General features: G+C 70.0%; 21 protein-coding genes and 2 tRNA genes. 15 read left to right on the top strand and 8 right to left on the bottom strand.

Going from position 1 to position 24,809, the window contains the following annotated elements; all coding sequences use genetic code 11:
- Positions 1 to 62: 62 nt before the first annotated feature.
- Positions 63 to 548, top strand: a complete 486-nt coding sequence (locus tag QFZ75_RS25405) for a ribose-5-phosphate isomerase (protein ID WP_307540433.1) — start codon at positions 63 to 65, stop codon at positions 546 to 548.
- Between the two features lie 138 nt (positions 549 to 686).
- On the top strand, positions 687 to 1,496 hold the full coding sequence (locus QFZ75_RS25410; protein ID WP_307540435.1) for an Fpg/Nei family DNA glycosylase: 810 nt from the start codon (positions 687 to 689) through the stop codon (positions 1,494 to 1,496).
- Positions 1,497 to 1,506: 10 nt separating this feature from the next.
- On the opposite strand, the gene QFZ75_RS25415 is transcribed toward QFZ75_RS25410, so the two are convergent.
- The 4 genes from QFZ75_RS25415 to QFZ75_RS25430 form a co-directional block, all read right to left on the bottom strand.
- Positions 1,507 to 2,706 (bottom strand): glycoside hydrolase family 64 protein, encoded by a 1,200-nt coding sequence (locus QFZ75_RS25415; protein WP_373465943.1) that lies wholly within the window; start codon positions 2,704 to 2,706, stop codon positions 1,507 to 1,509.
- 47 nt (positions 2,707 to 2,753) lie between these two features.
- A complete protein-coding gene (locus QFZ75_RS25420) occupies positions 2,754 to 3,485 on the bottom strand; it encodes a chitinase (RefSeq protein ID WP_307540437.1) in 732 nt (243 codons plus the stop codon).
- 151 nt (positions 3,486 to 3,636) lie between these two features.
- Positions 3,637 to 4,155, bottom strand: a complete 519-nt coding sequence (locus QFZ75_RS25425; RefSeq protein WP_307540438.1) for a lytic polysaccharide monooxygenase auxiliary activity family 9 protein — start codon at positions 4,153 to 4,155, stop codon at positions 3,637 to 3,639.
- Between the two features lie 554 nt (positions 4,156 to 4,709).
- Complete coding sequence (locus QFZ75_RS25430) at positions 4,710 to 5,948, bottom strand: GNAT family N-acetyltransferase (protein ID WP_307540440.1); 1,239 nt, start codon at positions 5,946 to 5,948, stop codon at positions 4,710 to 4,712.
- Positions 5,949 to 6,134: 186 nt separating this feature from the next.
- Here QFZ75_RS25430 and QFZ75_RS25435 point away from each other — a divergent pair, with 186 nt between their 5' ends.
- Entirely contained in the window at positions 6,135 to 7,316 is a 1,182-nt protein-coding gene (locus QFZ75_RS25435; RefSeq protein ID WP_307540442.1) for a PP2C family protein-serine/threonine phosphatase, read from the top strand.
- A gap of 156 nt (positions 7,317 to 7,472) precedes the next feature.
- On the opposite strand, the gene QFZ75_RS25440 is transcribed toward QFZ75_RS25435, so the two are convergent.
- The gene (locus QFZ75_RS25440) at positions 7,473 to 8,654 is read right to left on the bottom strand and encodes a cation:proton antiporter (RefSeq protein WP_307540444.1); all 1,182 of its coding nucleotides are present in this window, start codon (positions 8,652 to 8,654) and stop codon (positions 7,473 to 7,475) included.
- A gap of 141 nt (positions 8,655 to 8,795) precedes the next feature.
- On the opposite strand from QFZ75_RS25440, the gene QFZ75_RS25445 reads away from it, so the two are divergent.
- Complete coding sequence (locus tag QFZ75_RS25445; RefSeq protein ID WP_307540446.1) at positions 8,796 to 9,263, top strand: HD domain-containing protein; 468 nt, start codon at positions 8,796 to 8,798, stop codon at positions 9,261 to 9,263.
- A gap of 149 nt (positions 9,264 to 9,412) precedes the next feature.
- Here QFZ75_RS25445 and QFZ75_RS25450 read toward each other — a convergent pair whose 3' ends face one another.
- Complete coding sequence (locus QFZ75_RS25450; RefSeq protein ID WP_307540448.1) at positions 9,413 to 10,588, bottom strand: acyltransferase family protein; 1,176 nt, start codon at positions 10,586 to 10,588, stop codon at positions 9,413 to 9,415.
- Between the two features lie 601 nt (positions 10,589 to 11,189).
- On the opposite strand from QFZ75_RS25450, the gene QFZ75_RS25455 reads away from it, so the two are divergent.
- Complete coding sequence (locus QFZ75_RS25455; protein ID WP_149513662.1) at positions 11,190 to 11,384, top strand: hypothetical protein; 195 nt, start codon at positions 11,190 to 11,192, stop codon at positions 11,382 to 11,384.
- Between the two features lie 183 nt (positions 11,385 to 11,567).
- On the opposite strand, the gene QFZ75_RS25460 is transcribed toward QFZ75_RS25455, so the two are convergent.
- Positions 11,568 to 11,638, bottom strand: a tRNA-Gly gene (locus QFZ75_RS25460).
- Between the two features lie 153 nt (positions 11,639 to 11,791).
- On the opposite strand from QFZ75_RS25460, the gene QFZ75_RS25465 reads away from it, so the two are divergent.
- The 5 genes from QFZ75_RS25465 to clpX all read left to right on the top strand — a co-directional run bounded on the left by QFZ75_RS25465 (position 11,792) and on the right by clpX (position 16,763).
- Positions 11,792 to 11,868 (top strand) — tRNA-Pro (locus QFZ75_RS25465).
- Between the two features lie 197 nt (positions 11,869 to 12,065).
- Positions 12,066 to 13,499 (top strand): trigger factor, encoded by a 1,434-nt coding sequence (gene tig / locus QFZ75_RS25470; protein WP_307540451.1) that lies wholly within the window; start codon positions 12,066 to 12,068, stop codon positions 13,497 to 13,499.
- Positions 13,500 to 13,925: 426 nt separating this feature from the next.
- Complete coding sequence (locus QFZ75_RS25475) at positions 13,926 to 14,531, top strand: ATP-dependent Clp protease proteolytic subunit (RefSeq protein WP_307544775.1); 606 nt, start codon at positions 13,926 to 13,928, stop codon at positions 14,529 to 14,531.
- Positions 14,532 to 14,632: 101 nt separating this feature from the next.
- Entirely contained in the window at positions 14,633 to 15,313 is a 681-nt protein-coding gene (locus QFZ75_RS25480; protein ID WP_307540452.1) for an ATP-dependent Clp protease proteolytic subunit, read from the top strand.
- A gap of 160 nt (positions 15,314 to 15,473) precedes the next feature.
- Positions 15,474 to 16,763 (top strand): ATP-dependent Clp protease ATP-binding subunit ClpX, encoded by a 1,290-nt coding sequence (gene clpX / locus QFZ75_RS25485; protein WP_307540454.1) that lies wholly within the window; start codon positions 15,474 to 15,476, stop codon positions 16,761 to 16,763.
- An 87-nt stretch (positions 16,764 to 16,850) separates the two neighbouring features.
- Here clpX and QFZ75_RS25490 read toward each other — a convergent pair whose 3' ends face one another.
- Positions 16,851 to 17,798 carry a hypothetical protein gene (locus tag QFZ75_RS25490; protein WP_307540456.1) on the bottom strand — a complete coding sequence of 316 codons (948 nt, stop codon included), beginning with the start codon at positions 17,796 to 17,798 and terminating at the stop codon, positions 16,851 to 16,853.
- Between the two features lie 136 nt (positions 17,799 to 17,934).
- On the opposite strand from QFZ75_RS25490, the gene QFZ75_RS25495 reads away from it, so the two are divergent.
- The 5 genes from QFZ75_RS25495 (at position 17,935) to QFZ75_RS25515 (ending at position 24,641) form a co-directional block, all read left to right on the top strand.
- Entirely contained in the window at positions 17,935 to 20,565 is a 2,631-nt protein-coding gene (locus QFZ75_RS25495; RefSeq protein ID WP_307540458.1) for a valine--tRNA ligase, read from the top strand.
- Between the two features lie 276 nt (positions 20,566 to 20,841).
- A complete protein-coding gene (locus QFZ75_RS25500) occupies positions 20,842 to 22,347 on the top strand; it encodes a folylpolyglutamate synthase/dihydrofolate synthase family protein (protein WP_307540460.1) in 1,506 nt (501 codons plus the stop codon).
- Between the two features lie 3 nt (positions 22,348 to 22,350).
- Entirely contained in the window at positions 22,351 to 22,695 is a 345-nt protein-coding gene (locus QFZ75_RS25505; protein ID WP_307540462.1) for a DUF4233 domain-containing protein, read from the top strand.
- A gap of 188 nt (positions 22,696 to 22,883) precedes the next feature.
- Complete coding sequence (gene ndk, locus QFZ75_RS25510) at positions 22,884 to 23,297, top strand: nucleoside-diphosphate kinase (RefSeq protein WP_307540464.1); 414 nt, start codon at positions 22,884 to 22,886, stop codon at positions 23,295 to 23,297.
- Positions 23,298 to 23,621: 324 nt separating this feature from the next.
- Positions 23,622 to 24,641 carry a rod shape-determining protein gene (locus tag QFZ75_RS25515; RefSeq protein WP_055509957.1) on the top strand — a complete coding sequence of 340 codons (1,020 nt, stop codon included), beginning with the start codon at positions 23,622 to 23,624 and terminating at the stop codon, positions 24,639 to 24,641.
- Positions 24,642 to 24,809: the final 168 nt, after the last annotated feature.

Raw genomic sequence — 24,809 nt, forward strand, 5'->3', positions numbered from 1 at the left:
CCGGGTGTCCCTGCGCGTGCCCCGACGGGCCCGATGCGAAACAGCCGTGTCACACTCGGACCATGCGCGTGTACCTCGGTTCCGACCATGCCGGTTTCGAACTCAAGAACCACCTCGTGGAGTGGCTCACGTCCGCGGGGCACGAGCCCGTCGACTGCGGGCCGCTCGTCTACGACGCCCAGGACGACTACCCGCCGTTCTGCCTGCGCGCCGCCGAGCGCGCGGCGGCCGACCCCGAGGCGCTGGGCGTCGTGATCGGCGGCTCCGGGAACGGTGAGCAGATCGCCGCGAACAAGGTCGAGGGCGTACGGGCCGCCCTCGCGTGGAGCGTGGAGACCGCCGCGCTCGGGCGGCAGCACAACGACGCGAACGTGGTGGCCGTCGGGGCGCGGATGCACTCCGAGGAGGAGGCGACGAAGTTCGTCGAGACCTTCCTGAACACGCCGTTCTCCGGCGACGAGCGGCACGTCCGCCGGATCGACATGCTGGCGTCGTACGAGACGACGGGCACCCTCCCGCCCATCCCGGCGCACCACCCGCAGGGCTGACTTCACAGTTCCCCGCACCCCCGGCTACCCGAGGGCGCGGGGAACCGCGCGACAGGCCCCCACGCACCCGCGGACGGGACGGGGTCCGAGGGCGCGGCCCCAAAGGCGTGTACCCACCCCACCCGACCGGAGGTCCCCGTGCCGGAAGGGCACACCATCCACCGGCTCGCCGAGGACTACCTCGGCGCATTCGGCGGCCGCACGGTCCGCGCGACCAGCCCGCAGGGCAAGTTCGCCGACGCCGCCGCCCTCCTGGACGGCACGGTCCTCACCGAGGCGGAAGCCCACGGAAAACACCTCTTCCTGGGCTTCGGGACGGCGGACTGGGTCCACATCCACCTGGGCCTCTTCGGCAAGGTCGGTTTCGGCGACGCCCCCGCGCCCCCGCCCACGGACACGGTCCGCCTCAGGCTCGAGAACGACACCGCGTACGTGGACCTGCGCGGCCCCACCACCTGCACCCTCGTCGGGGACCCGGAGAAGCAGGCGGTGCACGACCGCCTGGGCCCCGATCCGCTGCGCGACGACGCCGACCCGGCCCGCGCGTACGCACGCGTGTCCCGCAGCCGTACGACGATCGCCGCCCTCCTGATGGACCAGAAGGTCATCGCGGGCGTGGGCAACGTCTACCGCGCGGAAGTCCTCTTCCGGCACGGCATCGACCCGTACCGGCCGGGCAGGGACATCACGCGCGCCGAGTGGGACGCGATGTGGGCGGACCTGGTGGCGCTGATGCGCGAGGGGGTCCGCAACAACCGCATCGACACGGTCCGCCCGGAGCACGAGCCGGAGGCGATGGGCCGCCCGCCGCGCAAGGACGACCACGGCGGCGAGGTCTACGTGTACCGCAGGGCGCACATGCCCTGCCACATCTGCGGCGGCGAGATCCGCACCGCCGGTCTCGCCGCCCGCAACCTCTTCTGGTGCCCTACGTGTCAGAAGGCATGAGGACCGGCGCTCACTCGAACGGGTCGAGCGAGATGGTCGCGTCCTTCGGGTCGCCGTCGTGCACCAGCGACTCGTGGTTGCCGACGTCGTCGAACGCGAAGGCGTACGCCTGCCCGTCCTGCATCTGCTCGTGGACCAGCCGGGCGTAGTGGTTGGTGACGCCGTCCCGGTAGAAGCCGGATGCGTCGGCGTCGGGCTGCTCGGGGTTGCTGAGCAGGGTCGACCGGTTGAACGCGGCGCACAGGGTCCGTGAAATGGGGCCGCGCACCTGGTCGTTGGGTGCGTCCAGCTTGTTGTAGCAGCCGAAGACGGAGTCCGAGTCGGGCTTGTCGAAGGACGTCACGACGGCACCCGTACCGTCGGTGAAGTCCATCTTGCCGCCGTTGACCCGGCCCTGGAACTTCTTGTCGGGCTGGTCCTTGAACGGGGTCACCGTCAGGGTGTCGGTGGCGTACTTGGACCACACCCGGTCGATGTAGTCGTCCATCACACCGGCCGGGATGGCGCCGGAGGAGATGCCGTGCCCGGGGGCCAGTACGCGCAGCGGCGTGCCGTCGCCGCGGGACTCGACCAGTCCCTCCCAGCCGCCGCCCTGCGACTTCAGCCCGTTGACGACGGCCTGGTAGCCGCCCGGCTTGAGTTTGCCGGTCTCCTTGGTGGAGCCGTCGCCGGCGGTGAGGCCCACGGAGTAGGGCGCGGAGAACATGTCCACCTGGGTGGAGTTCAGCCACAGGCCGGAGTCGTTGAGCGTGTACTCGGTCCAGTTGAACAGGATGTCGTGGTTGGGGTCGGAGGCGTTCTGCACGGCGGGCTGCACGAGTCCGCCGTCGGCGAGCCGGAAGTCCAGCTTCTGGCCGTACGAGAAGTAGACGCGGCCGGAGAACTTCGGCAGCCGGACGGTCTTGGACGCGCCGTCGGCGGGCCCGGCGAACGAGGCGTCGGGCGCCGGGACCGGCGGGGCGCCACCGGCCGGCCAGGCGTGGAAGGTGCCGTTCTCGTCGGCGTACCCCTGCTTGCCGGAGGCGAGCTCGGTGCCGATCACGTACACGTACACCTGTTCCCCGCTGCCCGAGGTGTTCTTCAGGGTGAGCGGGATGGTGTCCGCCACGGCCGAGGCGTGTTCGGCCGGTCCGACGACGACGGCACCGGCGCCGAGCGCGGCCGCCACGGCCAGGGACGCCGTCAACTTGCGGGGGGAGAGCAGATGCATGCGGTCCTCGTTGCTGGGAGGTGAGGGGTGGGGGAGGGAGACTCGGTTCAGCAGCTCAGGTTTCCGCCGGGCTCGACGCCGAGCAGCTGCGTGAAGCGCTGGTAGTTGTCGATACGGCTCTGGACCTGGCCCGGGTTGCCGCCGTCGCACTCCAGGCTGCCGTTGATGGAGCGGATGGTCTCGCCGAACCCGGCGCCGTCGACCATGGCGTCGTGCGGCGTCATGGTGCCGGGGCCGCTCTGGGTGTTCCAGTACCAGAGGCCGGTCTTCCAGGCGACGGCCGCGTCGTTCTGCACGAGGTCCGGGTTGTTGAGCAGGTCGATGCCGAGCGCGTCGCCCGCGGCCTTGTAGTTGAAGTTCCAGCTGAGCTGGACGGGCCCGCGGCCGTAGTACTTGTCGTTGCCGGCCGGGCAGCCGTAGGGCTGGGCGGTGTCGCAGTAGTGCGGGTAGTTGGCGGTGTTCTGCTCCACCACGTACTGCAGGCCGCCGGTCTCGTGGCTGACGTTGGCCAGGAAGGCGGCGGCCTCCTGCTTCCTCACGGTGTCGCTGCCGGTGCTGCCGAAGCCGGGGTAGGCGTCGAGTGCGGCGGTGAGGCCGTCGTACGTGTAGAACGAGTTCCGGCCGGGGAACATCTCGTCGAACTGCGCCTGGCTGACCACGAAAGCGGCGGCGGTTTCCTCGCCGGCCTTCTGCGCGGAGGCCGTCGGGGCGAGCGTGAGCGTGCAGAGGGCGGCGGCCGCGCCGGTGGCGGTCAGCAGCCCGAGGATGCGTCGGTGCACGGTGTCGACTCCTGTGGGGGGTGGGGTGTGGAGGGGCGGCGCGCAGGGCGGGACGGCGGAGGAAGGTGGGGGACTTCCGCCGTGCGTACGCGGACACGCCGGGGTACGGCCGGGATGCGGGCCGGTCCCCGTCGGGACCGGCCCCGGCCGGTCAGCCGCCGACGTTGACGTCGATGCAGGCGTAGAAGGCGTTGTCGGTGTCGGCCACGTTCCAGACGGCCAGCACCTTCTGCTTGCCGCTGAGGCCGCCGAAGTCGACCTGGTGGTTCACCACCGCGCCCGGCTGGGCGCCGCCGTCGTCGAACACGGCGATCCGCGAGCCGCCGGCGTAGTACTCCCAGGTGCTGGTGGAGTGCCGTGCGCTGAGCTTCCACGAGAACGTCGTGTTCTTCGGCACCGGGGTGACGGTCCAGCCCCTGCCGTCGTCGTCCAGGTCCGAGAAGCGGCTGTTGCCGCCGCTGCAACTGGTCAGCCCCTTGGGGCCTTCGACGCTCTGGGGCTCGTAGGTGATGTCTCCGCAGGACACCGTGCCCGCGGCGCACTGCGCCTGGCGGCTGGGCGGATCCGAGATGTAGCCGTGGGCGCTCGCCGACCCGGCGGGCAGGCTCACGGCGACGACGGGGGCGAGCACGGCGCCTATGAGGGCAGCCGTCTTCCTGCTGGCGTGCATGGGGACTCCTTCACATCAGGCCTTCCCTGGCACGCACGGTTGTGTGGGGGACCGCACGTGACGGGACCGGCCTCTCGGGTGGGGCCAAGAGGCGCGAAGGTGACGCGCTCCGGCCGTCCGCACAGGATGGGTTGCTCACGCGAAGAGCCAACTCCCCGAACGGAACGGCGCGTTCTGTTGGCCTAGACCATACAAGTGGCCCGTCGCGATGTGTCAAGGGCATGTCGTGGCGCCGGCCAGGGGTGTCCGCCCGCCCGTGCCCGGACACGGCCGCACCCCCGCGACGGCGTGGCGCGGGGGTGCGGAAGGGGTGTGCGGCGGAGATTTCCGCAGGTCGCGGAGGTGGCGGGACGGTGTCCGCCGGCCCGGACCGGCGCGCCCGTCCGGAGCGGCCCACGACGGCGCACGGGCCCGTGAAAAATCCCGCGCCCGCCGACGGGCCCGATCAGGCCCGCATACGTCCGGTCCGGCGGGGTACGCGGGGCCCCGACGGACCGTACGCGGCCGAACTCGGCCTGCCCGGTGGGAGGTTCACGACGGCACAGGGAACCGGCTCAGAAACCGTGCGGCAGCCAGGGGGCGACGACGGACGCGAAGCCGAGCGAGGCCTCCGCGAGGGCACCCTGGCGCAGCTCCCGCACGCGCCCCGCCGCGGCCAGCGAGGCGAGGGACACGCCACCGAGGTAGGCCGCCCCCAACTCCCTCACCGACAACCGGACATCCGGCGAGTCGGTGGTCCGGGTGCAGGACGCGCCCTTCGCGTCGCCGGTGAGCCGCCACCGCCCCTCGTTCCAGGGGCAGAAGGCGTCCTCGACGTCGAGCACCAGGTCCAGCGGCGCCTGGTAGGTCCGGGCCTCGAGCGCCGCCCCGACCTCGACCAGGCGCACGTGGAGGGAGTCCCGCGACGTCACGGCGCACCGTCGGTTGTCGGAGACGAGATGCAGCCAGGCGTCGTCCACCGGCCTGTTGTACGTCTTCACGCTCGACGTCAGATCGATGTCGAACAGGTGCCGCCACAGCGCCGCGTACGCCGCCGGGTCGAGCGCCTCCAGATCGCGCAGCTCGACCGTGCCCTTCGGCCCGGCCGCGTCCCAGTCCGGCCGGTTGTAGTAGCGCGCGTATCCCACGACCTCGCCGTCGCGCCGCGCGAGCACGCACTGCAGCGGCGAGGTGCTCCTGCCGCCGCCGCCGTCCGGCTGGAGCAGCGGCAGCCGCTCCCAGCCGGGCCGGCGCTCCAGCATCCCGGGCCGGGTCGGCACCCGGCGCGCGTAGAGCGCCTCGCAGGCATCGCGTACGTCCGGCGCCTGCGGGTCGACGAGCCGGAGCCGTACGTCGTCCGTACCGTCCGGCACCGCGAGGCGCACCCGGGCCGTGTCGATCTCGGCCCGCATCTGATGGGTCGCGATGCCGTAGCCGAAGCGGCCGTAGATCGCCGGTTCCGATGCCGTCAGCACGGCGAGCGGCTCGCCCCAGGACCGTACGTCGTCCAGCTGGCGCCGCATCATCGACGCCAGCACCCCGCGCCTGCGGTGCGTCGGGGCGACGCTGACCATCGTGACGCCCGCGGCCCGCACGGCGGCGCCGCCCGGGACCGTGACCCGGAAGGTGAACGCGCCGGCCGTGCCCACGCACTCCTCCCCCTCCCAGACCCCGAGGGAACGGTCGAACTCCGTGAGGTCGCGCCACAGGGCCCGCTCCTCGGCGGGCTCCGCGACCCCGCCGAAGGCCAGCTCCAGTTTCCCGTACCACTCGTCCCACTCCGCCGGACGCAGCACACGCAAGTCTGTCGTCATGTCCCCATGCCTACCAGGGCAATCCGGGATCAGCGACCGGATTTCTCCCGGCCGTGCGGTGCCGGACCCCCCTGCGGCCGTACGCTCTGCGAGGACCGGGTTTCCCTGTGACTTCCGTCCCCGGACGGGGGACAAGTGGGACCTCCCGTGCCAAGCACCTGGTCCGATGGATAGGGTCCCGAACTAATGGCAGCAGGACGAGAGCGGCGCGCGGCGGCCGATACGTTCACGGCCCGGTTGAAGAAGCAGGTACACCGGGTCCGCACCGGGCTGCGCAGATCCGCCGTCGACTACTTCCGCGGCGACGGATCCGACTGGGTCGCCCTCGCCGGGCTCCTGATGACCATTCCCGTGATCGCCTGCGTCACACTCATGAACTCCGTCTGGTGCTCCCCGGCGATGCTCGTCCTGCCGATCGTCGCGGGCGGGCTGCTGCTGCGGCCCTCCAGCCTGCTCGGGCTGTACGCCGCGGCCGCCACCGCGCTGATCGTCGAATCCGTGAAGCTCGGCCCCTACACCGAAGGCCCCTCCCGGGTGACGCCGGGCATCGTGCTGGTCGTCGCCGCGTGCGGGTTCTTCGGGCTGCTGATCGCCCAGTTCCGCAGCCGGGTCGGGGTGCCGTGGCGGCGGGGCGGCACCATGCTGTTCGACCTGCGCGAGCGGATCCGGGTGCAGAGCAAGCTGCCGATGCTGCCGGCGGGCTGGCACCGGGAGATGGCGCTGCGGCCGGCCGGCGGCCAGTCGTTCTCCGGTGACTTCGTCGTCGCGGCCCGCACGAACGGCGGGCGCACCCTGGAGGTGGTCCTCACCGACGTCTCCGGCAAGGGGATGGACGCGGGGTCGCGGGCCCTGCTGCTGTCCGGCGCCTTCGGGGGCCTGCTGGGTTCCCTGCCGCCGCACGCCTTCCTGCCCGCGGCGAACGGATATCTGCTGCGGCAGGACTGGGACGAGGGGTTCGCCACCTCGACCCACCTCGTGCTGGACCTGGACTCCGGGGACTACGAGCTGTTCACCGCAGGGCACCCGCCGGGCCTGCAGCTCAGCGCGGGCAACGGACGCTGGGAGGAGATGGCCGCGGACGGGCCGCTCCTCGGGGTGTACGACGGCGCGCAGTTCGACCCGGTGAAGGGGTCGCTGCGTCCCGGTGACGTCCTGATGCTGTTCACGGACGGCCTCGTCGAGACGTCCGACCGCGACATCGTCGAGGGCATCGACCGCCTGACCGGGGAAGCCGACCGGTATGTGGCCGGCGGCTTCCACGGGGCGGCGTGGCACCTGATCGAGGCGGTCGCGAAGGACGTCAACGACGACCGGGCGCTCCTGCTGATCTGCCGGGAGGGCGCGACGACGGGCCCCGCCACGCTCTGAGCTCCGCTCGGGTGCGGGTCCTCTGCGGGTACGGGTACGGGTTCTCTGCGGGTACGGGTACGGGTGCGGGTGCCGCGTGCGGGCCGGTGGGGGCCGGCCGCGCAGTTCCCCGCGCCCCTGAGGAGCAGGGGCTGCGCCCCGCTTCCCAGGGGCGGTTCAGCCGACCTGCGCCGGCTCCCGCAGCTCCGTCCCCGGCCGGTCCCGCCCACCCGGCAGGATCCTGGCCAGCCATCCCGACCGTCCCGCGGCCAGCGGCCCGAGCACGGCCAGCAGCAGCACGTACCCCGCGATGAACGGCGACAGCCGCTCGTCGAGCCCCGCCGCCGCGGCCATCGTGGCGAGGATGAGCGCGAACTCCCCGCGGGCCAGCAGCGTGGTGGCGATGTTGGCGGCGGGCCCGGGCCCGAACCCGTAGATCCGCGCCGCCCCCAGCCCTGCCAGCACGTTCATGACGAGCGTCACGGCCACCGCGGCCACCACCGGCCACAGCACGGTCATGAGGTCCCCCGGGTCGATGGACAGACCGAAGGCGAAGAAGAACATCGCTCCGAAGGCGTCTCGGAGCGGATGCACCAGCTTGAGTATCCGCTCGCCCGACGTCGTGCTGCCGAGCATCAGACCGACCATGAACGCCCCGATCGCGTCCGCGACCCCGAACCACTCCGAGACCCCGGCCATGAACACGGCCGCGCCGAGGAAGGAGATGACCAGCAGTTCGTCGTCCCGGGTGTCGAAGAGCCGCCCCACGATCCGGGTACCGAACCGCGCGGCGAGCGCCAGCAGCAGCAGGAAGGCGAAAGCCTTGCCGCCGTCCAGCACCGCCGAGCCGAGCGAGTCGGAGCCGGACAGGATCGGCTGGAGGGCCGCCAGGTAGAGGGCGAGGAAGATGTCCTCGACGACGATGATGCCGAGGATGGGCTTGGTCTCGGGATTGCCGAGCCGCCCCGTGTCGACGAGCACCTTCGTCACGATCGCCGACGAGGAGATGCCGAGCACCCCGGCGAGGACCAGCGCCTCGGACGTCCCCCAGCCGAGGGCGAATCCGAAGCCCAGGCCCGCGCCGACGTTCAGTGCGAGGTAGGTCCCCCCGGCGAGCGCCATCCGGCGTCCGCCCGCCTTGAGGTCGTCCATGTGGAACTCGAGGCCGAGGTAGAAGAGCAGCAGCACCAGGCCGAGCGCGGAGAGCATCTCCATCTCGTGGGGGTCCGAGACGAGTACGAAGCCGGGCGTGTGGGGGCCGAGGAGGATGCCGGCCAGGATGAAGAGGGGGATGGTGGGGAGCCCGATACGGGCACCTGCGCGGGCGAGGACGGCGGCGGCCAGAAAGGCGCCGCCCATGGCGATCAGGAGCTCTGCGTGTCCGATGGGTCCGTTCCTTCGGTCGAGTGGGTCAAGGGAACGTCAAGAAATCGTCAGTAATTAGTTTACCAAACGATCACGGAGGGGTGACTGGGCAGGCGGTACGGGCACACTCGACGCATGACCGGCAACGAGAGCGGCCCGCCGCTGACCCTCACTCAGGTCGAGGCCCTGGCCCGCGACGCGCACGCCGCCCAGACCGACAAGGCGGGCCGCCCGTACGCCGAGCATCTGCGGGCGGTGGCCGAGGGGGTACGGGCCCGCGGCGGCGACGAGGAACAGATCGCCGCCGCCTGGCTGCACGACGCGGTGGAGGACGACGCACTGTCGGAGGACTGGCTGCGCGAGGCGGCGCTGTCGCCCCGTACGAAGGCCATCGTCCTGGCCGTGACCAAACGCCCGGGCGAGCCCGCGGAGGCCTACGCGGACCGCGTCCTGTCGACCCCGGGGGCCCTCCTGGTCAAGCGGTCGGACCTGTCCCACAACACGGACCCGGCCCGCCTGGCGGCCCTGGACCCCGGCACGAGAGCCCGCCTGACGCGGAAGTACGCCGAAATGCGCTCACTCCTGGGCCTGCCCGAGGACTGACGCCCCCGCCCGGTGAGGGGCGCGGGGAGCTGCGCGCCCGGCCTCACCGGCCGACAGCCGGGCACCTGCCGCAAGACCGCGGCCCCGTCGGTGCGTAGGCCGACGGGGCCGCGGGACAACAGGGTGACGGGACAGCGGGACGGGCAGGGTCAGGACCTGGCCCGCTCCCGGGCGATCTCGGTGGCGTCCCTCTTGAACGCCCACTCCATCTTCGGCTCCATGGCGAACCGGAACATCCGCTGCACGGGCGGCGTGCACAGCGCGGTGATGAGCGCCGCCGCGAAGACGGACACGAAGACCTCGCCCACCGGACGGCTGAGCCAGGTGTAGTCGTCGTACCAGCCCCAGAAGCGCGACCCCTTGGCCAGGAAGCCGTGCAGCAGGTAGCCGTACAGCGTGCCCGCGCCGAGCACCGTGAACCACATCCTGCGGCGCGGCACCCAGGCGAAGAAGCACGACGTGAGCACCATCGAGCTGCCGAACAGCGCGAGGGTCATGACCACCCCGGCCCACCAGGGCGCCCCCAGTTCCTGGGCGCTGTCGCGGTGGTAGAACCACGCCGAGTTCATGCGCGGCCCCAGCCAGTACGCGAGGGCCAGGGCCGCCGCGAGGACCGGCACCGACAGGATCCGCACCTCGCGGCGCCGCATCAGCTGGAAGTGCTCGGGCTTCATGAACAGGCCCACGACGAAGAACGGCAGGAACTGCAGGACGCGTTGGAGGTCCAGGTCGTCGCCGATGTCGGGGGAGACGGAGGCGAGGACGGCGACGGCGAGTGCGAGCGGCACGGGCCGGCGCACGACCTTCCACAGCGGGACGGTCATCCGCCACACGAACAGCGCGACCAGGAACCACGTGAGGTACCAGGGGTCCAGCAGGCTGATCGGGTGGCCGGGATCGTCGTCGGCCCACCTCTTGAAGAGGGAGTACGCCACCTCGAAGAGGACGTACGGCACGGCGACACCGGTGATCAGCCGCCGCAGCCGGTCGGGGCGCATGTCGAAACTGCGGGAGAAGTAGCCGGAGATGAGGATGAAGGCCGGCATGTGGAAGGTGTAGACGACCATGTAGAGCGCCTCGGCGACGCGGCTGTGGTCGGTCAGCGGTTCCCACGCGTGGCCCATCGCGACGAAGACGATCGCGAGGTACTTGGCGTTGTCGAAGAACGCGTCACGCTGCTTGACGGGTGCGGCACCCGGCCCGGCGCCGACGGTCCCCGTCTGCGGTGGTCCGGGCGGTCTCGGACCCGGTACGCCGGGCGCCGGTGACGCGACCGGCGGCAGGGGAGCCCTCTGTTGGCCGTGCGGACGGAGCGAGTTCGTCACAGACCCTCCCACCACGAGCTGGGGAAGTCGATCCGCGACCTCGCTGCACATGCGGGGGACGAGGCAGCGTGGGACATCTGAGGCACCCTAGCGTTGTCTGTGGGATTCGGTAAAACCCCTGGGGCGATACCTGCTCATGGTCCTGCGGGTACCCAGAATTCAGAGAAGTTGACATCGCAATCACTATGGCGATCACCACACGTGTCCCGGGCGTTACGACCACCTATCTACCGACTAAGCGGTTCATAACGCCCGCGGGCGACTCTGACGGAATGTCCGGTTGAGTCGTCTTTAGTGGGCTGTTGGCGCCCTGCCCGCGGAGCCGGTCGGTGTGCCCGTCGGTGTGTCCGTGCCGACAATTCGAATTACCTGCGAACAAGTTGTGCGAACGGGTGCGTGGGCATGGAAATGATCATTTCTATTTCCCGTGCGGGGCCCCTTCGAATTGCCGTACGGGGCCCGGCCGTTGGCTCCTGTGACCAACGGGTGCCCCACCTGCCGCATACGGCGGCCCTGTTGGTGGCACGATGGTCCTGGCGGGGGTGTGCGGGGCTGCACCTCCGGGCCGGGAGAGCGGACCGACCGTAGGGTGTGATCAGTTGTGGCCATTTCGCTGTCAGTGGTGCTGCTGTTGGCGATCGTCCTGGTGGTGTTGATCAGGGGAGGATCGATCAAGCCGGGGCCGGCGATCGTCGCCGTGCTCTTCGGCTTCTTCCTTGCCTCCACCGGCATGGCGGACGACATCCAGCGCTTCCTCGACTCGATAGCGGAGACCATCAACTCGATCCAGTTCTGAGTGGTCCCGCGGGGCCCGGCGATCCGCGGGCGCGCGGCACGGAAGCGGACGGGGCAACACTGCCCGGACCCGCCGCCCGGCCGACCCCGCGCCCGGACATCCTCCCCGGCCCACCCGTGCCCCGGGAACGAGCAAGGGCCAGCTCGGAGGAGTGACCCTCCGACCTGGCCCCGAACTGCCGAGAGCGGGCGACGGGAATCGAACCCGCGTAGCTAGTTTGGAAGACTAGTGCTCTACCATTGAGCTACGCCCGCACAGTACGCACCGCAGGTCAGTGACGCGCGGCACTGGAGCATCGTAGCGGGTCGCACCCGCTCGTCGCACACCCGGTTCCGGTGGGTGCGGACGCCACGGAGAATGCGGGCGCCGCGCGGTCCCCGGGCATGTACCCTACGTGTCGCACCAGACGGGGTGTGGCGCAGCTTGGTAGCGCGTCCGCTTTGGGAGCGGAAGGCCGTGGGTTCAAATCCCGCCACCCCGACCACCGTGCCGGAGCGTCGCGCCGGACATCGAGAAGATCGCTTTTGGGGCGTGTACCGCCTGCGGCTAGTATGCAAACTGCGCGCCCGTGTGTCTGCATTTTTACGTCCCTCAAGGGCCGCCAGATCCGCTGGGGCTCCGCCGTACCGGTGGAGACCGTCAGCAGAACCCGAAGAAGTCAGCCCCCAAGGAGACCGAACCGTGAAGAGCGCCGTGGAGACCCTGAACCCGACCCGGGTTCGGCTCAGCATCGAGGTGCCCTTCGAGGAGCTCAAGGACAGCCTCGACGCGGCGTACAAGAAGATCAACCAGCAGGTCACGGTGAAGGGGTTCCGGAAGGGCAAGATTCCGGCGCGCGTCATCGACCAGCGGTTCGGCCGCGGTGCGGTCCTCGAGGAAGCGGTCAACGACGCGCTCCCGAAGTTCTACACCGACGCGGTCAACGAGGCCGAGCTGAACGTCCTCGGCCAGCCCGAGGTCGACATCACGGAGCTGAAGGACGGCGAGACGCTGAACTTCACCGCCGAGGTCGACGTCCGCCCGACCATCGAGATCCCGGACTACTCCGGCATCGAGGTCGAGGTCGACGCCGTCGAGGTCGGCGAGGAGGACATCGACAAGGCCGTCGAGGAGCTGCGTGAGCGCTTCGCCTCGACCGCCCCCGTCGAGCGTGCCGCCGAGGAGGGTGACGTCGTCACCCTCGACCTGGAGGCCAAGGTCGACGGAGAGGTGCTGGAGGACGGCGTCGCGAGCGGCGTCTCCTACACCATCGGCTCCGGTGAGCTGCTGGACGGCATCGACGACGCCGTGAAGGGCCTGGAGGCCGGTGGCGAGGCCACCTTCGCCTCCGAGCTCAAGGGCGGCTCGGCGGCCGGCAAGGAGGCCGAGGTCACCGTCAAGGTCAGCCAGGTCGCCAAGCGCGAGCTGCCCGAGCTGGACGACGACTTCGCGCAGCTCGCGTCGGAGTTCGACACCCTCGAAGAGCTCCGCGCCGACAGCCGCAAGCGCCTCGAGAACATGAAGCAGTACGACCAGGCCACGCAGGCCCAGGAGCGAGTCCTGGAGAAGCTGCTGGAGCTCGTCGAGGTGCCCGTCCCCGAGAAGCTCCTCGAGGACGAGATCAACACCCGCAAGCACAACCTGGAGCACCACCAGCTCGGCCAGATGGGCCTCGACCTCGAGAAGTACCTCGAGATCCAGGGCAAGACGGCCGAGGAGTTCGACACCGAGACCAAGGAAGCCGCGGTCAAGGGCATCAAGACGCAGTTCGTCCTGGACGAGCTCGTCAACAAGGAGAAGCTGAACGTCAACCAGGAGGAGCTCACCGAGCACCTCATGCGGCGGGCTGCTTCCTCCAACATGTCCCCCGACCAGTTCGCCCAGCAGGTCGTCGAGGGCGGCCAGGTCCCGCTGCTGGTCGGCGAGGTCGCCCGCGGCAAGGCTCTTGCCGTGGTCGTCGAGGCCGCCACCGTCAAGGACACGAACGGCGAGGTCGTGGACCTCGACGACGAGGAAGAGGACGAGACCTCCGTCGAGACCTCCGCCGAGGCCTCGACCGAGGACGCCGTCGAGACCTCCGACGAGAAGGCTCCCGAGGCCGAGGCCGCCGAGCCCGAGGCCAAGCCCGAGGCCTGATCGCCTCGCCAGTAGTACGTACTGCGGGCCCCCAGGAGATCTCCTGGGGGCCCGCAGGGCCTTCCAGGGGCGCGGGGAACCGCGAGCGACCGACCACGGACCCGCACCCGCCGCCGCACCGCCGGAGGCAGACGCGACCGCGGCCCCGTGAGGGCTTGTCGCGCGGTTCCCCGCGCCCCCGGCAGTGGGGGCCGGGCCCGGTGAATTCCCTGCTGAACCCGGCGGAGCGCATGCGCTCACAGCGAACAGTTCCTTCTGCGGGATTCCCCGGAGGGACCCGCGCGTTAGGGTCCATGAGTACGAGGGCAGGGGAGTCCCCGGAGCCGTCCGACACGGCACGCACACGGGGTCCCACGCCCCCAGCAGAAGACGTGTAGACGGCCCGGCGCCGTCGTAAGACGAGCAGGTGGATACGTGACGAATCTGATGCCCACAGCCGCCGGCGACCCCATCGGTGGTGGCCTCGGCGACCAGGTCTACAACCGGCTGCTCGGCGAGCGGATCATCTTCCTCGGCCAGGCGGTCGACGACGACATCGCCAACAAGATCACCGCACAGTTGCTGCTCCTTGCCTCCGACCCGGAGAAGGACATCTACCTCTACATCAACAGCCCCGGCGGCTCGATCACCGCCGGCATGGCGATCTACGACACCATGCAGTACATCAAGAACGACGTGGTGACGATCGCGATGGGCATGGCGGCCTCCATGGGCCAGTTCCTGCTGAGCGCCGGCACCCCCGGCAAGCGCTTCGCGCTGCCGAACGCCGAGATCCTGATCCACCAGCCCTCGGCCGGTCTCGCCGGTTCCGCGTCGGACATCAAGATCCACGCCGAGCGGCTGCTGCACACCAAGAAGCGGATGGCGGAGCTGACCGCCTTCCACACCGGTCAGACGGTCGAGCAGGTCACCCGCGACTCGGACCGCGACCGCTGGTTCGACCCGATCGAGGCCAAGGAGTACGGCCTCATCGACGACATCATGCCCACCGCTGCCGACATGCCGGGCGGCGGCGGTACCGGGGCGGCGTAGGGCGGCTCAGCGCCGACCCTGGGGTCGGCGCAGGCCGACGCCAGCCACTCCGAGCCCCCAGCCGACCGCCTCAGCCCTTATCAGGCTCTTCAGGAGACACAGTGAACGACTTCCCCGGCAGCGGACTGTACGCCCGCGCGCAGGCCGAGTACACGGGTCCTCGCGCGGAGTCCCGCTACGTCATCCCGCGCTTCGTCGAGCGCACCTCGCAGGGCGTCCGTGAGTACGACCCGTACGCGAAGCTGTTCGAGGAGCGCGTGATCTTCCTCGGCGTGCAGATCGACGACGCCTCCGCCAACGACGTCATGGCGCAGCTGCTGTGCCTGGAGTCGATGGACCCCGACCGTGACATCTCGGTCTACATCAACAGCCCCGGCGGCTCCTTCACGTCCCTCACCGCGATCTACGACACGATGCAGTTCGTGAAGCCGGACATCCAGACGGTCTGCATGGGTCAGGCCGCCTCGGCCGCCGCGATCCTGCTGGCGGCCGGAACGCCGGGCAAGCGCATGGCGCTTCCGAACGCCCGTGTGCTGATCCACCAGCCCTACAGCGAGACCGGCCGCGGCCAGGTCTCGGACCTCGAGATCGCCGCCAACGAGATCCTGCGGATGCGCGCCCAGCTGGAAGACATGCTGGCCAAGCACTCGACGACGCCGATCGAGAAGATCCGCGAGGACATCGAGCGCGACAAGATCCTCACGGCCGAGGACGCGCTCGAGTACGGCCTGATCGACCAGATCATCTCGACCCGGAAGATGAACAACGCCGCGGTCGCGTGACGCATCGCTGTATCGTCTGCCGCTCCTTGGCGTGGCCCACGACAAAGTGAACCACGCCAAGGGGGGCCCGAACGGGGGGCTCGGCAAGGTACCGTCGGACATAAGGCAGCACCAGGAGCCGCTGGACCTAGGCGTCTCCCAGGCGAAGGGGAAGCACACCGTGGCACGCATCGGTGACGGCGGCGATCTGCTCAAGTGCTCGTTCTGTGGCAAGAGCCAGAAGCAGGTCAAGAAGCTCATCGCAGGCCCTGGTGTGTACATCTGCGACGAGTGCATCGATCTCTGCAACGAGATCATCGAGGAAGAACTCGCGGAGACGAGCGAGGTGCGCTGGGAGGAACTGCCCAAGCCTCGCGAGATCTACGAGTTCCTCGAGGGGTACGTCGTAGGCCAGGAGTCGGCCAAGAAGGCGCTCTCGGTCGCGGTGTACAACCACTACAAGCGGGTCCAGGCCGGCGAGAACAGCGCGGGGCAGAACCGCGAGGACGCCATCGAGCTGGCGAAGTCCAACATCCTGCTGCTCGGCCCCACGGGCTCCGGCAAGACGCTGCTGGCCCAGACCCTGGCCCGCATGCTGAACGTCCCGTTCGCCATCGCCGACGCGACGGCGCTCACGGAGGCGGGATACGTCGGCGAGGACGTCGAGAACATCCTGCTGAAGCTGATCCAGGCGGCGGACTACGACGTCAAGAAGGCCGAGACCGGCATCATCTACATCGACGAGATCGACAAGGTGGCCCGCAAGAGCGAGAACCCGTCGATCACGCGTGACGTGTCGGGCGAGGGCGTCCAGCAGGCCCTGCTCAAGATCCTGGAGGGCACCACGGCCTCCGTGCCCCCGCAGGGCGGCCGCAAGCACCCGCACCAGGAGTTCATCCAGATCGACACGACGAACGTCCTGTTCATCGTGGGCGGCGCCTTCTCGGGCCTGGAGAAGCTCGTCGAGTCCCGCGCGGGTGCCAAGGGCATCGGCTTCGGCGCGACGATCCGCTCCAAGAAGGAACTCGAGGCGAAGGACCGCTTCGAGGACGTCATGCCCGAGGACCTGGTGAAGTTCGGCATGATCCCCGAGTTCATCGGCCGCCTCCCGGTCATCACGTCGGTCCACAACCTCGACCGCGAGGCCCTCCTCCAGATCCTGGTGGAGCCGCGCAACGCGCTGATGAAGCAGTACCAGAAGCTGTTCGAACTGGACGGCGTGGAGCTGGACTTCGAGCGCGAGGCGCTGGAGGCCATCGCCGACCAGGCCATCCTGCGCCAGACCGGCGCGCGCGGCCTGCGCGCCATCATGGAGGAGGTCCTCCAGGCGGTGATGTACGAGGTCCCGTCCCGCAAGGACGTGGCCCGCGTCGTCATCACCTCCGAGGTGGTCCGCTCGAACGTCAACCCGACCCTGATCCCGCGCGACGCCCGCAACGGACGCGGCCCGGGGGAGCAGAAGACGGCGTAGCCGCCGAGCGCGGACGCGCACCACGGCACGAGTCACGGCGAAGGGCCCCGGTCACCGACCGGGGCCCTTCGCCGTCGCGTACGTCGCTCAGATCTTGACGCGGACTTCCTTGCGGAGCTTGGCGGTGGTCTCGGCCACCTCGGCGGGGTCCGAGCTCTTGCCCGCCGCGGCGTCGGAGAACTCGATGGGCAGCACGAAGCCGAGCGTGCTGTGATCGGCCCAGGCGCAGTACGTCACGTTCATCGCCTTCGGCTCCCCCGTGCCGCCGTCGGAGTTGTCGATCTTCGCCTGCTGGCACTTCAGGACGGCACCCTCCAGCGAACTGGGCTCGTACGCCTTCGGGCTGCCGACGAAGGTGACGTCGTCCTCCTCCTTGGCGTCCTTCTCCATGTAGGTGAAGAACTCGTCCACCACCTTCTCCGGGTCCTCGATGTCGCCGTAGACACCGCCGAAGGAGAGCAGCTTCCCGGCCAGCGGGTTGTCCTTGTCGCCCGCCTGGTACGAGGCGCTGACGTCCTTGGGGTTCTTCACGCCCCAGGACTCGGCGTCCTTCAGGTCGGACTTGCTCATGCCGTCCTCGGCGCCGTTGCCCTTCTTGTACTCGGTGAGTACGGTCGCCGGCGTCGTCAGCTTGTGGGGGCCGTCGTCCGCGACGGCCGCGGAGCCGCCGTCGCCGCTGCCGAGCACGAAGTACGCGCCGACCGCGATCGCGGCCACGACCGCCACCGCGCCCACGACGAGGCCCGTCTTCTTCCTGCCCCCGCCGGGCGCCGGCGGCGCCGGGGCGCCGTAGGGGGCGCCGGGCGGCTGCTGACCGTACGGCGGCTGCTGCTGGCCGTAGCCGGGCTGCTGCGGAGGGACTCCCTGCGGGGCCTGCTGGGGGTACCCGTAGCCGGGCTGCTGCCCGGGAGCCTGCTGCGGGTAGCCGTAGCCGGGCTGGGGGGCCTGCGGCTGCTGGCCGTAAGGACCCGGCTGACCGTACGGTCCGGGCTGCTGGGGCTGCCCGCCGTACGGGCCCGGCTGGTTGTAGCTCATTCCTGGGTTCCCCTCCGGATGCTTATGTGTTCCGAACATCCTGACCCAGTGCGAGCACCGCCGGAGCATCGGGGGCTGCACCGTTACCAATTAATCGAGTTTCGGAGCGGGTCCGTGACACCTCTAAACTGGAGGGGTGACCGACAACGCTCAGCAGCAGCCGCCAGCCAACGCCCCCGAACTGCCGACCCAGTACGCGCCGGCCGAGGTAGAGGGGAAGCTGTACGAGCGCTGGGTCGAGCGGGGTTACTTCGCCGCCGACGAGAACAGCGACAAGCCCCCGTACACCATCGTCATCCCGCCGCCGAACGTCACCGGGTCCCTGCACCTGGGGCACGCCTTCCAGCACACGCTCATGGACGCCCTGACCCGCCGCAAGCGCATGCAGGGCTACGAGGCGCTGTGGCTGCCCGGCATGGACCACGCCGGTATCGCCACGCAGAACAAGGTCGAGCAGCAGCTTGCCGAGGAGGGCAGGTCGCGGCACGACCTGGGGCGCGAGGAGTTCGTCGAGCGGGTGTGGCAGTGGAAGGAGGAGTACGGCGGCAAGATCCTGGGCCAGATGCGACGGCTCGGCGACGGCGTCGACTGGGACCGCGAGCGGTTCACCATGGACGAGGGCCTGTCCAAGGCCGTCCAGACCATCTTCAAGAAGCTGTACGACGACGAGCTGATCTACCGCGCCGAGCGCATCATCAACTGGTGTCCCCGCTGTCTGACGGCCATCTCCGACATCGAGGTGAACTACCAGGAGGACGACGGCGAGCTCGTCTCCATCACGTACGGCGAGGGCGACGAGACCCTCGTCGTCGCCACCACGCGCGCCGAGACCATGCTCGGTGACACCGCCGTCGCCGTTCACCCCGACGACGAGCGCTACCGCCACCTCGTCGGCAGGCGCATCAAGCTCCCGCTGACCGACCGCACCATCCCGGTCGTCGCGGACACCCACGTCGACCCCGAGTTCGGCACGGGTGCCGTCAAGGTCACCCCCGCCCACGACCCGAACGACTTCGCCATCGGGCAGCGCCACGGCCTGGAGTCGCTCACGATCATGGACGAGCGGGCGGTCATCACCGTCCACGGCCCCTTCGAGGGACTTGACCGCTACGAGGCCCGTTCCGCCGTCGTCGGCGCACTGCGCTCGCAGGGCCGGATCGTCGCCGAGAAGCGTCCGTACGTCCACAGCGTCGGGCACTGCTCGCGCTGCAGCACGACCATCGAGCCACGGCAGTCCCTGCAGTGGTGGGTCAAGGTCGGCCCGCTCGCGCAGGCCGCCGGTGACGCGGTCCGCGACGGCCGCGTGAGGATCCACCCCGAGGACATGTCGAAGCGGTACTTCGACTGGGTCGACAACCTCAACGACTGGAACATCTCGCGTCAGCTGTGGTGGGGCCACCGCATCCCGATCTGGTACGGCCCGAACGGCGAGACGGTCTGCGTCGGCCCCGACGAGCAGCCGCCCGGCACGGAGGCCGAGGGGTGGAAGCAGGACACGGACGTCCTCGACACCTGGTTCTCGTCCGGCCTGTGGCCGTTCTCCACGCTCGGCTGGCCCGAACAGACCCCGAGCCTGCGGAAGTTCTATCCGACCGACGTCCTGCTCACCGGCCACGACATCATCTTCTTCTGGGTCGCCCGGATGATGATGTTCGGCCTGTACGCGATGGACGGCGAGGCCCCGTTCAAGACCATCGCCCTGACCGGTCTGGTCCGCGACGAGCGCGGCAAGAAGATGTCGAAGTCGTTCGGCAACGTCGTCGACCCGCTCGACTGGATGGACGCGTACGGCGCCGACGCCGTCCGCTTCACCCTGGCCAAGGGCGCCAACCCCGGTACGGACGTGCCGATCGGCGAGGACTGGGTCCAGGCGTCCCGCAACTTCGCCAACAAGCTCTGGAACGCGACGCGGTTCGCGCTGATGAACGGCGCGACGGTCGAGGGGCCTCTGCCGGACGCGTCCGCGATGTCGGCGACGGACCGGTGGATCCTGTCCCGCCTCAATGCGACGGTCGCGGAGGTCGACGCGTTCTACGAGGACTTCCAGTTCGCGAAGCTCTCCGACGCGCTCTACCACTTCGCGTGGGACGAGGTCTTCGACTGGTACGTCGAGCTGTCGAAGACGACGTTCATGGCGGGCGGCCCGGCCGCCGACGTCAGCAAGCGGGTCCTCGGCGAGGTGCTGGACGTCACGCTGCGGCTGCTGCACCCGGTCGTGCCGTTCGTCACGGAGACGCTCTGGACGACCCTCACCGGGGGCGAGTCGGTCGTGATCGCCGACTGGCCCGCGGACAGCGGGTTCCGTGACGCCGGCGCCGAGCGGGAGATCGAGGCGCTGCAGCAGGTGATCACGGAGGTCCGCCGCTTCCGTGCCGACCAGGGGCTGCAGCCGGGGCAGCGGGTGCCGGCGCGGCTGTCCCTGGAGGGGACCGCGTTCGCTCCGCACGAGGCGGCCATCCGGCAGCTGCTGCGGCTGCAGCCGGAGGGTGAGTCGTTCGCGGCGACGGCGACGCTGCCCGTCGCCGGGGCGTCGGTCGCGCTCGACCTCTCCGGGACGATCGACGTCGCGGCCGAGCGCAAGCGGCTGGCCAAGGACCTCGCCGCGGCCGAGAAGGAGAAGGCCCAGGCGGAGGCGAAGCTCGGCAACGAGGCGTTCCTCGCCAAGGCGCCGGACCAGGTCGTGGACAAGATCCGGGGGCGGCTGGCCAAGGCCGACGAGGACATCGCGCGGTTGCGGGCGCAGCTGGAGGGGCTGCCGCAGGCGTAGGTTTTTCGGAGGGCCCCGGGACCGTGGAGGTTCCGGGGCCCTCTTGCGTCTGTACCTGTGCTCGTGCTTGTGCTTGTGCCGGTGTGTCTGCCGGGTGCGGGTCTGTGGGGACTGGTCGCGCAGTTCCCCGCGCCCCTGAGAGGGCTGCGCCCTCCCCGGGGGCGCGTTCGTCGACCGGCCCCCGGCGCGCCTGGAGGGCTGCGCCCTCCCCGGGGCCGGGCGCCTGGGGGCCGTGCCCTTTCCCGGGGTGCCCGGTCGGCTCCGTAGACTGGGGGGGTGAGTGAGCTTCCGCAGGACAGCAGTGGGTCCGACCCGTTCGACGAGATCGTCGAGGCCGAGACCGAGCGCGACCCCGATCTCGCCGTGATCGAGGCCGGCAGCCGTACCCTGCGCACGCGGGGCGCGGCGCCGCAGTCCGACGTCCCCGCGCGCCCGGACGACCCGGAGACCGACAAGGCGCTGCGCGAGGTCGAGACCGAGCTCGCCTCCCGGTGGGGCGAGACCAAGCTGGAGCCGTCCGTGGCCCGCATCGCCGCGCTCATGGACCTGCTGGGCGAACCGCAGCGCGCGTACCCCTCGATCCACATCACCGGGACCAACGGCAAGACGTCGACGGCCCGCATGGTCGAGACCCTGCTCGGCGCCTTCGACCTGCGCACCGGGCGGTACACCTCGCCGCACGTCCAGTCGATCACCGAGCGGATCAGCCTGGACGGGGCGGCGATCCCCGCGGAGCGGTTCGTGGAGACGTACCGGGACATCCAGCCGTACGTCGAGATGGTCGACGGGCAGCAGGAGTTCCGCCTCTCCTTCTTCGAGGTGCTCACGGGCATGGCGTACGCGGCCTTCGCGGACGCCCCCGTCGACGTGGCCGTCGTGGAGGTCGGGATGGGCGGCAGCTGGGACGCCACGAACGTGCTCGACGGCGACGTCGCCGTGGTGACCCCCATCGACCTGGACCACACGGACCGCCTCGGCGGGACCACGGGGGAGATCGCCCGGGAGAAGGCCGGGATCATCAAGCCCGGCGCCACGGTGATCCTGGCCCAGCAGCCCGTGGACGCCGCCCAGGTGATGCTCAAGAAGGCCGTGGAGGCCGACGCCACCGTGGCCCGCGAGGGGCTCGAGTTCGGCGTGGTGAGCCGCCGGGTGGCGGTCGGCGGACAGCTGCTGACGCTGCGCGGCCTCGGCGGGGAGTACGAGGAGGTGTACCTCCCGCTGCACGGGGCGTACCAGGCGCACAACGCCGCGGTGGCGCTCGCCGCCGTGGAGGCGTTCTTCGGCGTCGGGTCCCAGCGGCCGGAGCCGCTCGGCATCGACACGGTCCGCAAGGCCTTCGCGTCGGTCTCCTCGCCGGGGCGCCTGGAGATCGTGCGCCGGTCGCCGACCGTCGTGCTGGACGCCGCGCACAATCCGGCGGGCGCCCGGGCGACCGCCGAGGCGGTGCGGGAGGTCTTCGACTTCAGCCGGCTGATCGGTGTCGTCGGGGCGAGCGGGGACAAGAACGTACGGGGACTTCTCGAGGCTTTCGAACCGATCTTCACCGAGGTCGTCGTGACGCAGAACTCCAGCCACCGCGCGATGGACGCGGACGAGCTGGCCGCGATCGCCGTCGAGGTGTTCGGGGACGACCGCGTACAGGTCGAGCCCCGGCTGGACGACGCGCTGGAGGCCGCGATCACGCTGGCCGAGGAAGAGGCCGAGTACGCGGGTGGCGGTGTCCTCGTGACCGGTTCCGTCATCACGGTCGGCGAGGCCCGGCTGCTGCTGGGAGGGAGCTGAGCCGTGCGGACCCTGTGTGCTTCGACGCTGATCGGTGAGTTCTTCGTCATCGGGTTCGCCGGACTCGTGGCGATGAAGGACCCCGACCTGTCCATGACCACGGTCTGGACGGTGTGCGGGGTCGCGATGGTGCTGTGTCTGCTCCTGTGCGGGGTGATCACGCGGCCGGGAGGTGTCCAGTTCGGCTGGGCGCTGCAGATCGCGCTGATCGCGAGCGGGTTCGTGGTGCCGGTGATGTTCTTCCTCGGTGCCGTGTTCGCCGCGCTGTGGTGGGCCTCGGTCCACTACGGGCGGAAGGTGGAGGAGGCGAAGGCGCGGTTCGCCGCGCAGGCGGGTGCCGGGGGGTAGTCCCGGTGGGGTTGCTCGGGGGCTTCGTCCGCGGGTTCGGTGGGGCCGGTCGCGCAGTTCCCCGCGCCCCTGGAAGGCGGGGCTCCGCCCCTGCCTTCCCCCGTACCACCTGGCGCTGCGTGACGCGTGTCCGGACACGCCCTGTAGCCTCGTCATCCGCACATCTGTGACCTGAAGGAGCCACCACCGTGAGCCAGCGCACCCTCGTCCTCCTCAAGCCCGACGCGGTCCGTCGCGGCCTGACCGGCGAGATCATCAGCCGTATCGAGCGCAAGGCCGGCTGGCAGATCACCGCGCTGGAGCTGCGCACGCTGGACCAGGACACGCTGGAGCAGCACTACGGCGAGCACAAGGGCAAGCCCTTCTACGAGCCACTGGTCGCCTTCATGGCCTCCGGCCCGGTCGTGGCGCTGGTCGTCGAGGGCGAGCGCGTCATCGAGGGCGTACGGGCGCTCGCGGGCCCGACCGACCCGATCGCCGCCGCGCCCGGCTCCATCCGCGGTGATTTCGGTGTGATCGTCCGCGAGAACCTGATCCACGCCTCGGACTCCGAGGAGTCCTCCGAGCGCGAACTGAAGATCTTCTTCCCTGGTCTCGCCTGAGGGACCGCGCGCGGCACCGCGTGAGGGTAGTGAGAATTTTCTGATACCCCGTCAGACCAGTAGGCGTCCGACCTGCGGTCTGCGCACAATGGTGACCTCTCACCGGCATGCGCGTGGCGATCGGGGGAACGCATTCCCCCGATCGCCCGTCTCCAGGAGCGGGGCGGCACGTCATCTGGTGACAATGGCGGAGACCCTCGCGCAGTGTTCGTGCAGGCGAGACTACGATGGAAGTCTTCACGTCACAGCGCTCACCCTCGCCATCCTGAAAAGCCATCAAAAGCTCCACTTGGGAAGGCCAGACGAATCCTGATGGGGAACTCAATGTCGTTCATCGGCCGTGACATGGCTGTCGACCTCGGGACCGCCAACACGCTGGTGTACGTCAGGGGTCGCGGGATCGTACTCAACGAGCCGTCCGTCGTCGCGATCAACACCAACACCGGTGGCATCCTCGCGGTCGGCGCGGAGGCGAAGAAGATGATCGGGCGGACACCGGGCAACATCGTCGCCGTGCGCCCGCTGCGGGACGGCGTCATCGCCGACTTCGAGATCACCGAGCGCATGCTTCGCTACTTCATCCTGAAGATCCACAAGCGGCGCTACCTGGCCCGTCCCCGCGTCGTCGTCTGCGTGCCCTCCGGTATCACGGGCGTCGAGCGCCGTGCCGTCATCGAGGCGTCGTCCCAGGCCGGCGCCCGTCAGGTGCACATCATCGAGGAGCCCATGGCCGCGGCCATCGGCTCAGGCCTGCCGGTCCACGAGGCCACGGGCAACATGGTGGTGGACATCGGCGGCGGCACCACCGAGGTCGCGGTCATCTCGCTCGGCGGAATCGTCACGGCACAGTCCATCCGGGTGGCCGGCGACGAGCTGGACAACGCGATCATCCAGCACATCAAGAAGGAGTACTCGCTCCTCCTCGGTGAGCGGACGGCCGAGCAGATCAAGATCACGATCGGTTCCGCGTACGACCTGGACAAGGACGAGCACACCGAGATCCGCGGCCGGGACCTGGTCTCCGGTCTGCCGAAGACCGTCGTCATCTCGGCGGCCGAGGTGCGCAAGGCCATCGAGGAACCGGTCAACGCGATCATCGACGCCGTCAAGACCACCCTCGACAAGTGCCCGCCGGAGCTGTCCGGCGACGTCATGGACCGCGGGATCGTCCTGACCGGCGGCGGCGCCCTGCTGCGCGGCCTCGACGAGCGGCTGCGCCGCGAGACGGGCATGCCGATCCACATCGCCGAGGACCCGCTGGACAGCGTGGCGCTCGGCGCCGGCAAGTGCGTCGAGGAGTTCGAGGCGCTCCAGCAGGTGCTGGACGCCCAGCCGCGCAGATGAGGTAACTCTTCGATTCCGCCGTACGAGACGATCCCTTCTCGTACGGCGGATCGTTGATATCGAGGCATAAGCTCCCCCGGACCACCACGGGTTTCGTCCGATCGGGCGATCCGGGGCCCTCCGGGGTCCTCCAGGGTTTTCCGGAGTTCTCCGGGACTTCCGGGACCC

Source organism: Streptomyces sp. V3I8 (genome assembly GCF_030817535.1).
Classification (GTDB): Bacteria; Actinomycetota; Actinomycetes; order Streptomycetales; family Streptomycetaceae; genus Streptomyces.

What these genes read in the sequence shown, in the direction of transcription:
- QFZ75_RS25405 (WP_307540433.1), top strand. Translation starts at nt 63, where the DNA reads ATGCGCGTGTACCTCGGTTCCGACCATGCCGGTTTCGAACTCAAGAAC.
- QFZ75_RS25415 (WP_373465943.1), bottom strand. Translation starts at nt 2,706, where the DNA reads ATGCATCTGCTCTCCCCCCGCAAGTTGACGGCGTCCCTGGCCGTGGCG.
- QFZ75_RS25425 (WP_307540438.1), bottom strand. Translation starts at nt 4,155, where the DNA reads ATGCACGCCAGCAGGAAGACGGCTGCCCTCATAGGCGCCGTGCTCGCC.
- QFZ75_RS25430 (WP_307540440.1), bottom strand. Translation starts at nt 5,948, where the DNA reads ATGACGACAGACTTGCGTGTGCTGCGTCCGGCGGAGTGGGACGAGTGG.
- QFZ75_RS25435 (WP_307540442.1), top strand. Translation starts at nt 6,135, where the DNA reads ATGGCAGCAGGACGAGAGCGGCGCGCGGCGGCCGATACGTTCACGGCC.
- QFZ75_RS25440 (WP_307540444.1), bottom strand. Translation starts at nt 8,654, where the DNA reads ATGGGCGGCGCCTTTCTGGCCGCCGCCGTCCTCGCCCGCGCAGGTGCC.
- QFZ75_RS25445 (WP_307540446.1), top strand. Translation starts at nt 8,796, where the DNA reads ATGACCGGCAACGAGAGCGGCCCGCCGCTGACCCTCACTCAGGTCGAG.
- QFZ75_RS25475 (WP_307544775.1), top strand. Translation starts at nt 13,926, where the DNA reads ATGCCCACAGCCGCCGGCGACCCCATCGGTGGTGGCCTCGGCGACCAG.
- QFZ75_RS25490 (WP_307540456.1), bottom strand. Translation starts at nt 17,798, where the DNA reads ATGAGCTACAACCAGCCGGGCCCGTACGGCGGGCAGCCCCAGCAGCCC.
- QFZ75_RS25515 (WP_055509957.1), top strand. Translation starts at nt 23,622, where the DNA reads ATGTCGTTCATCGGCCGTGACATGGCTGTCGACCTCGGGACCGCCAAC.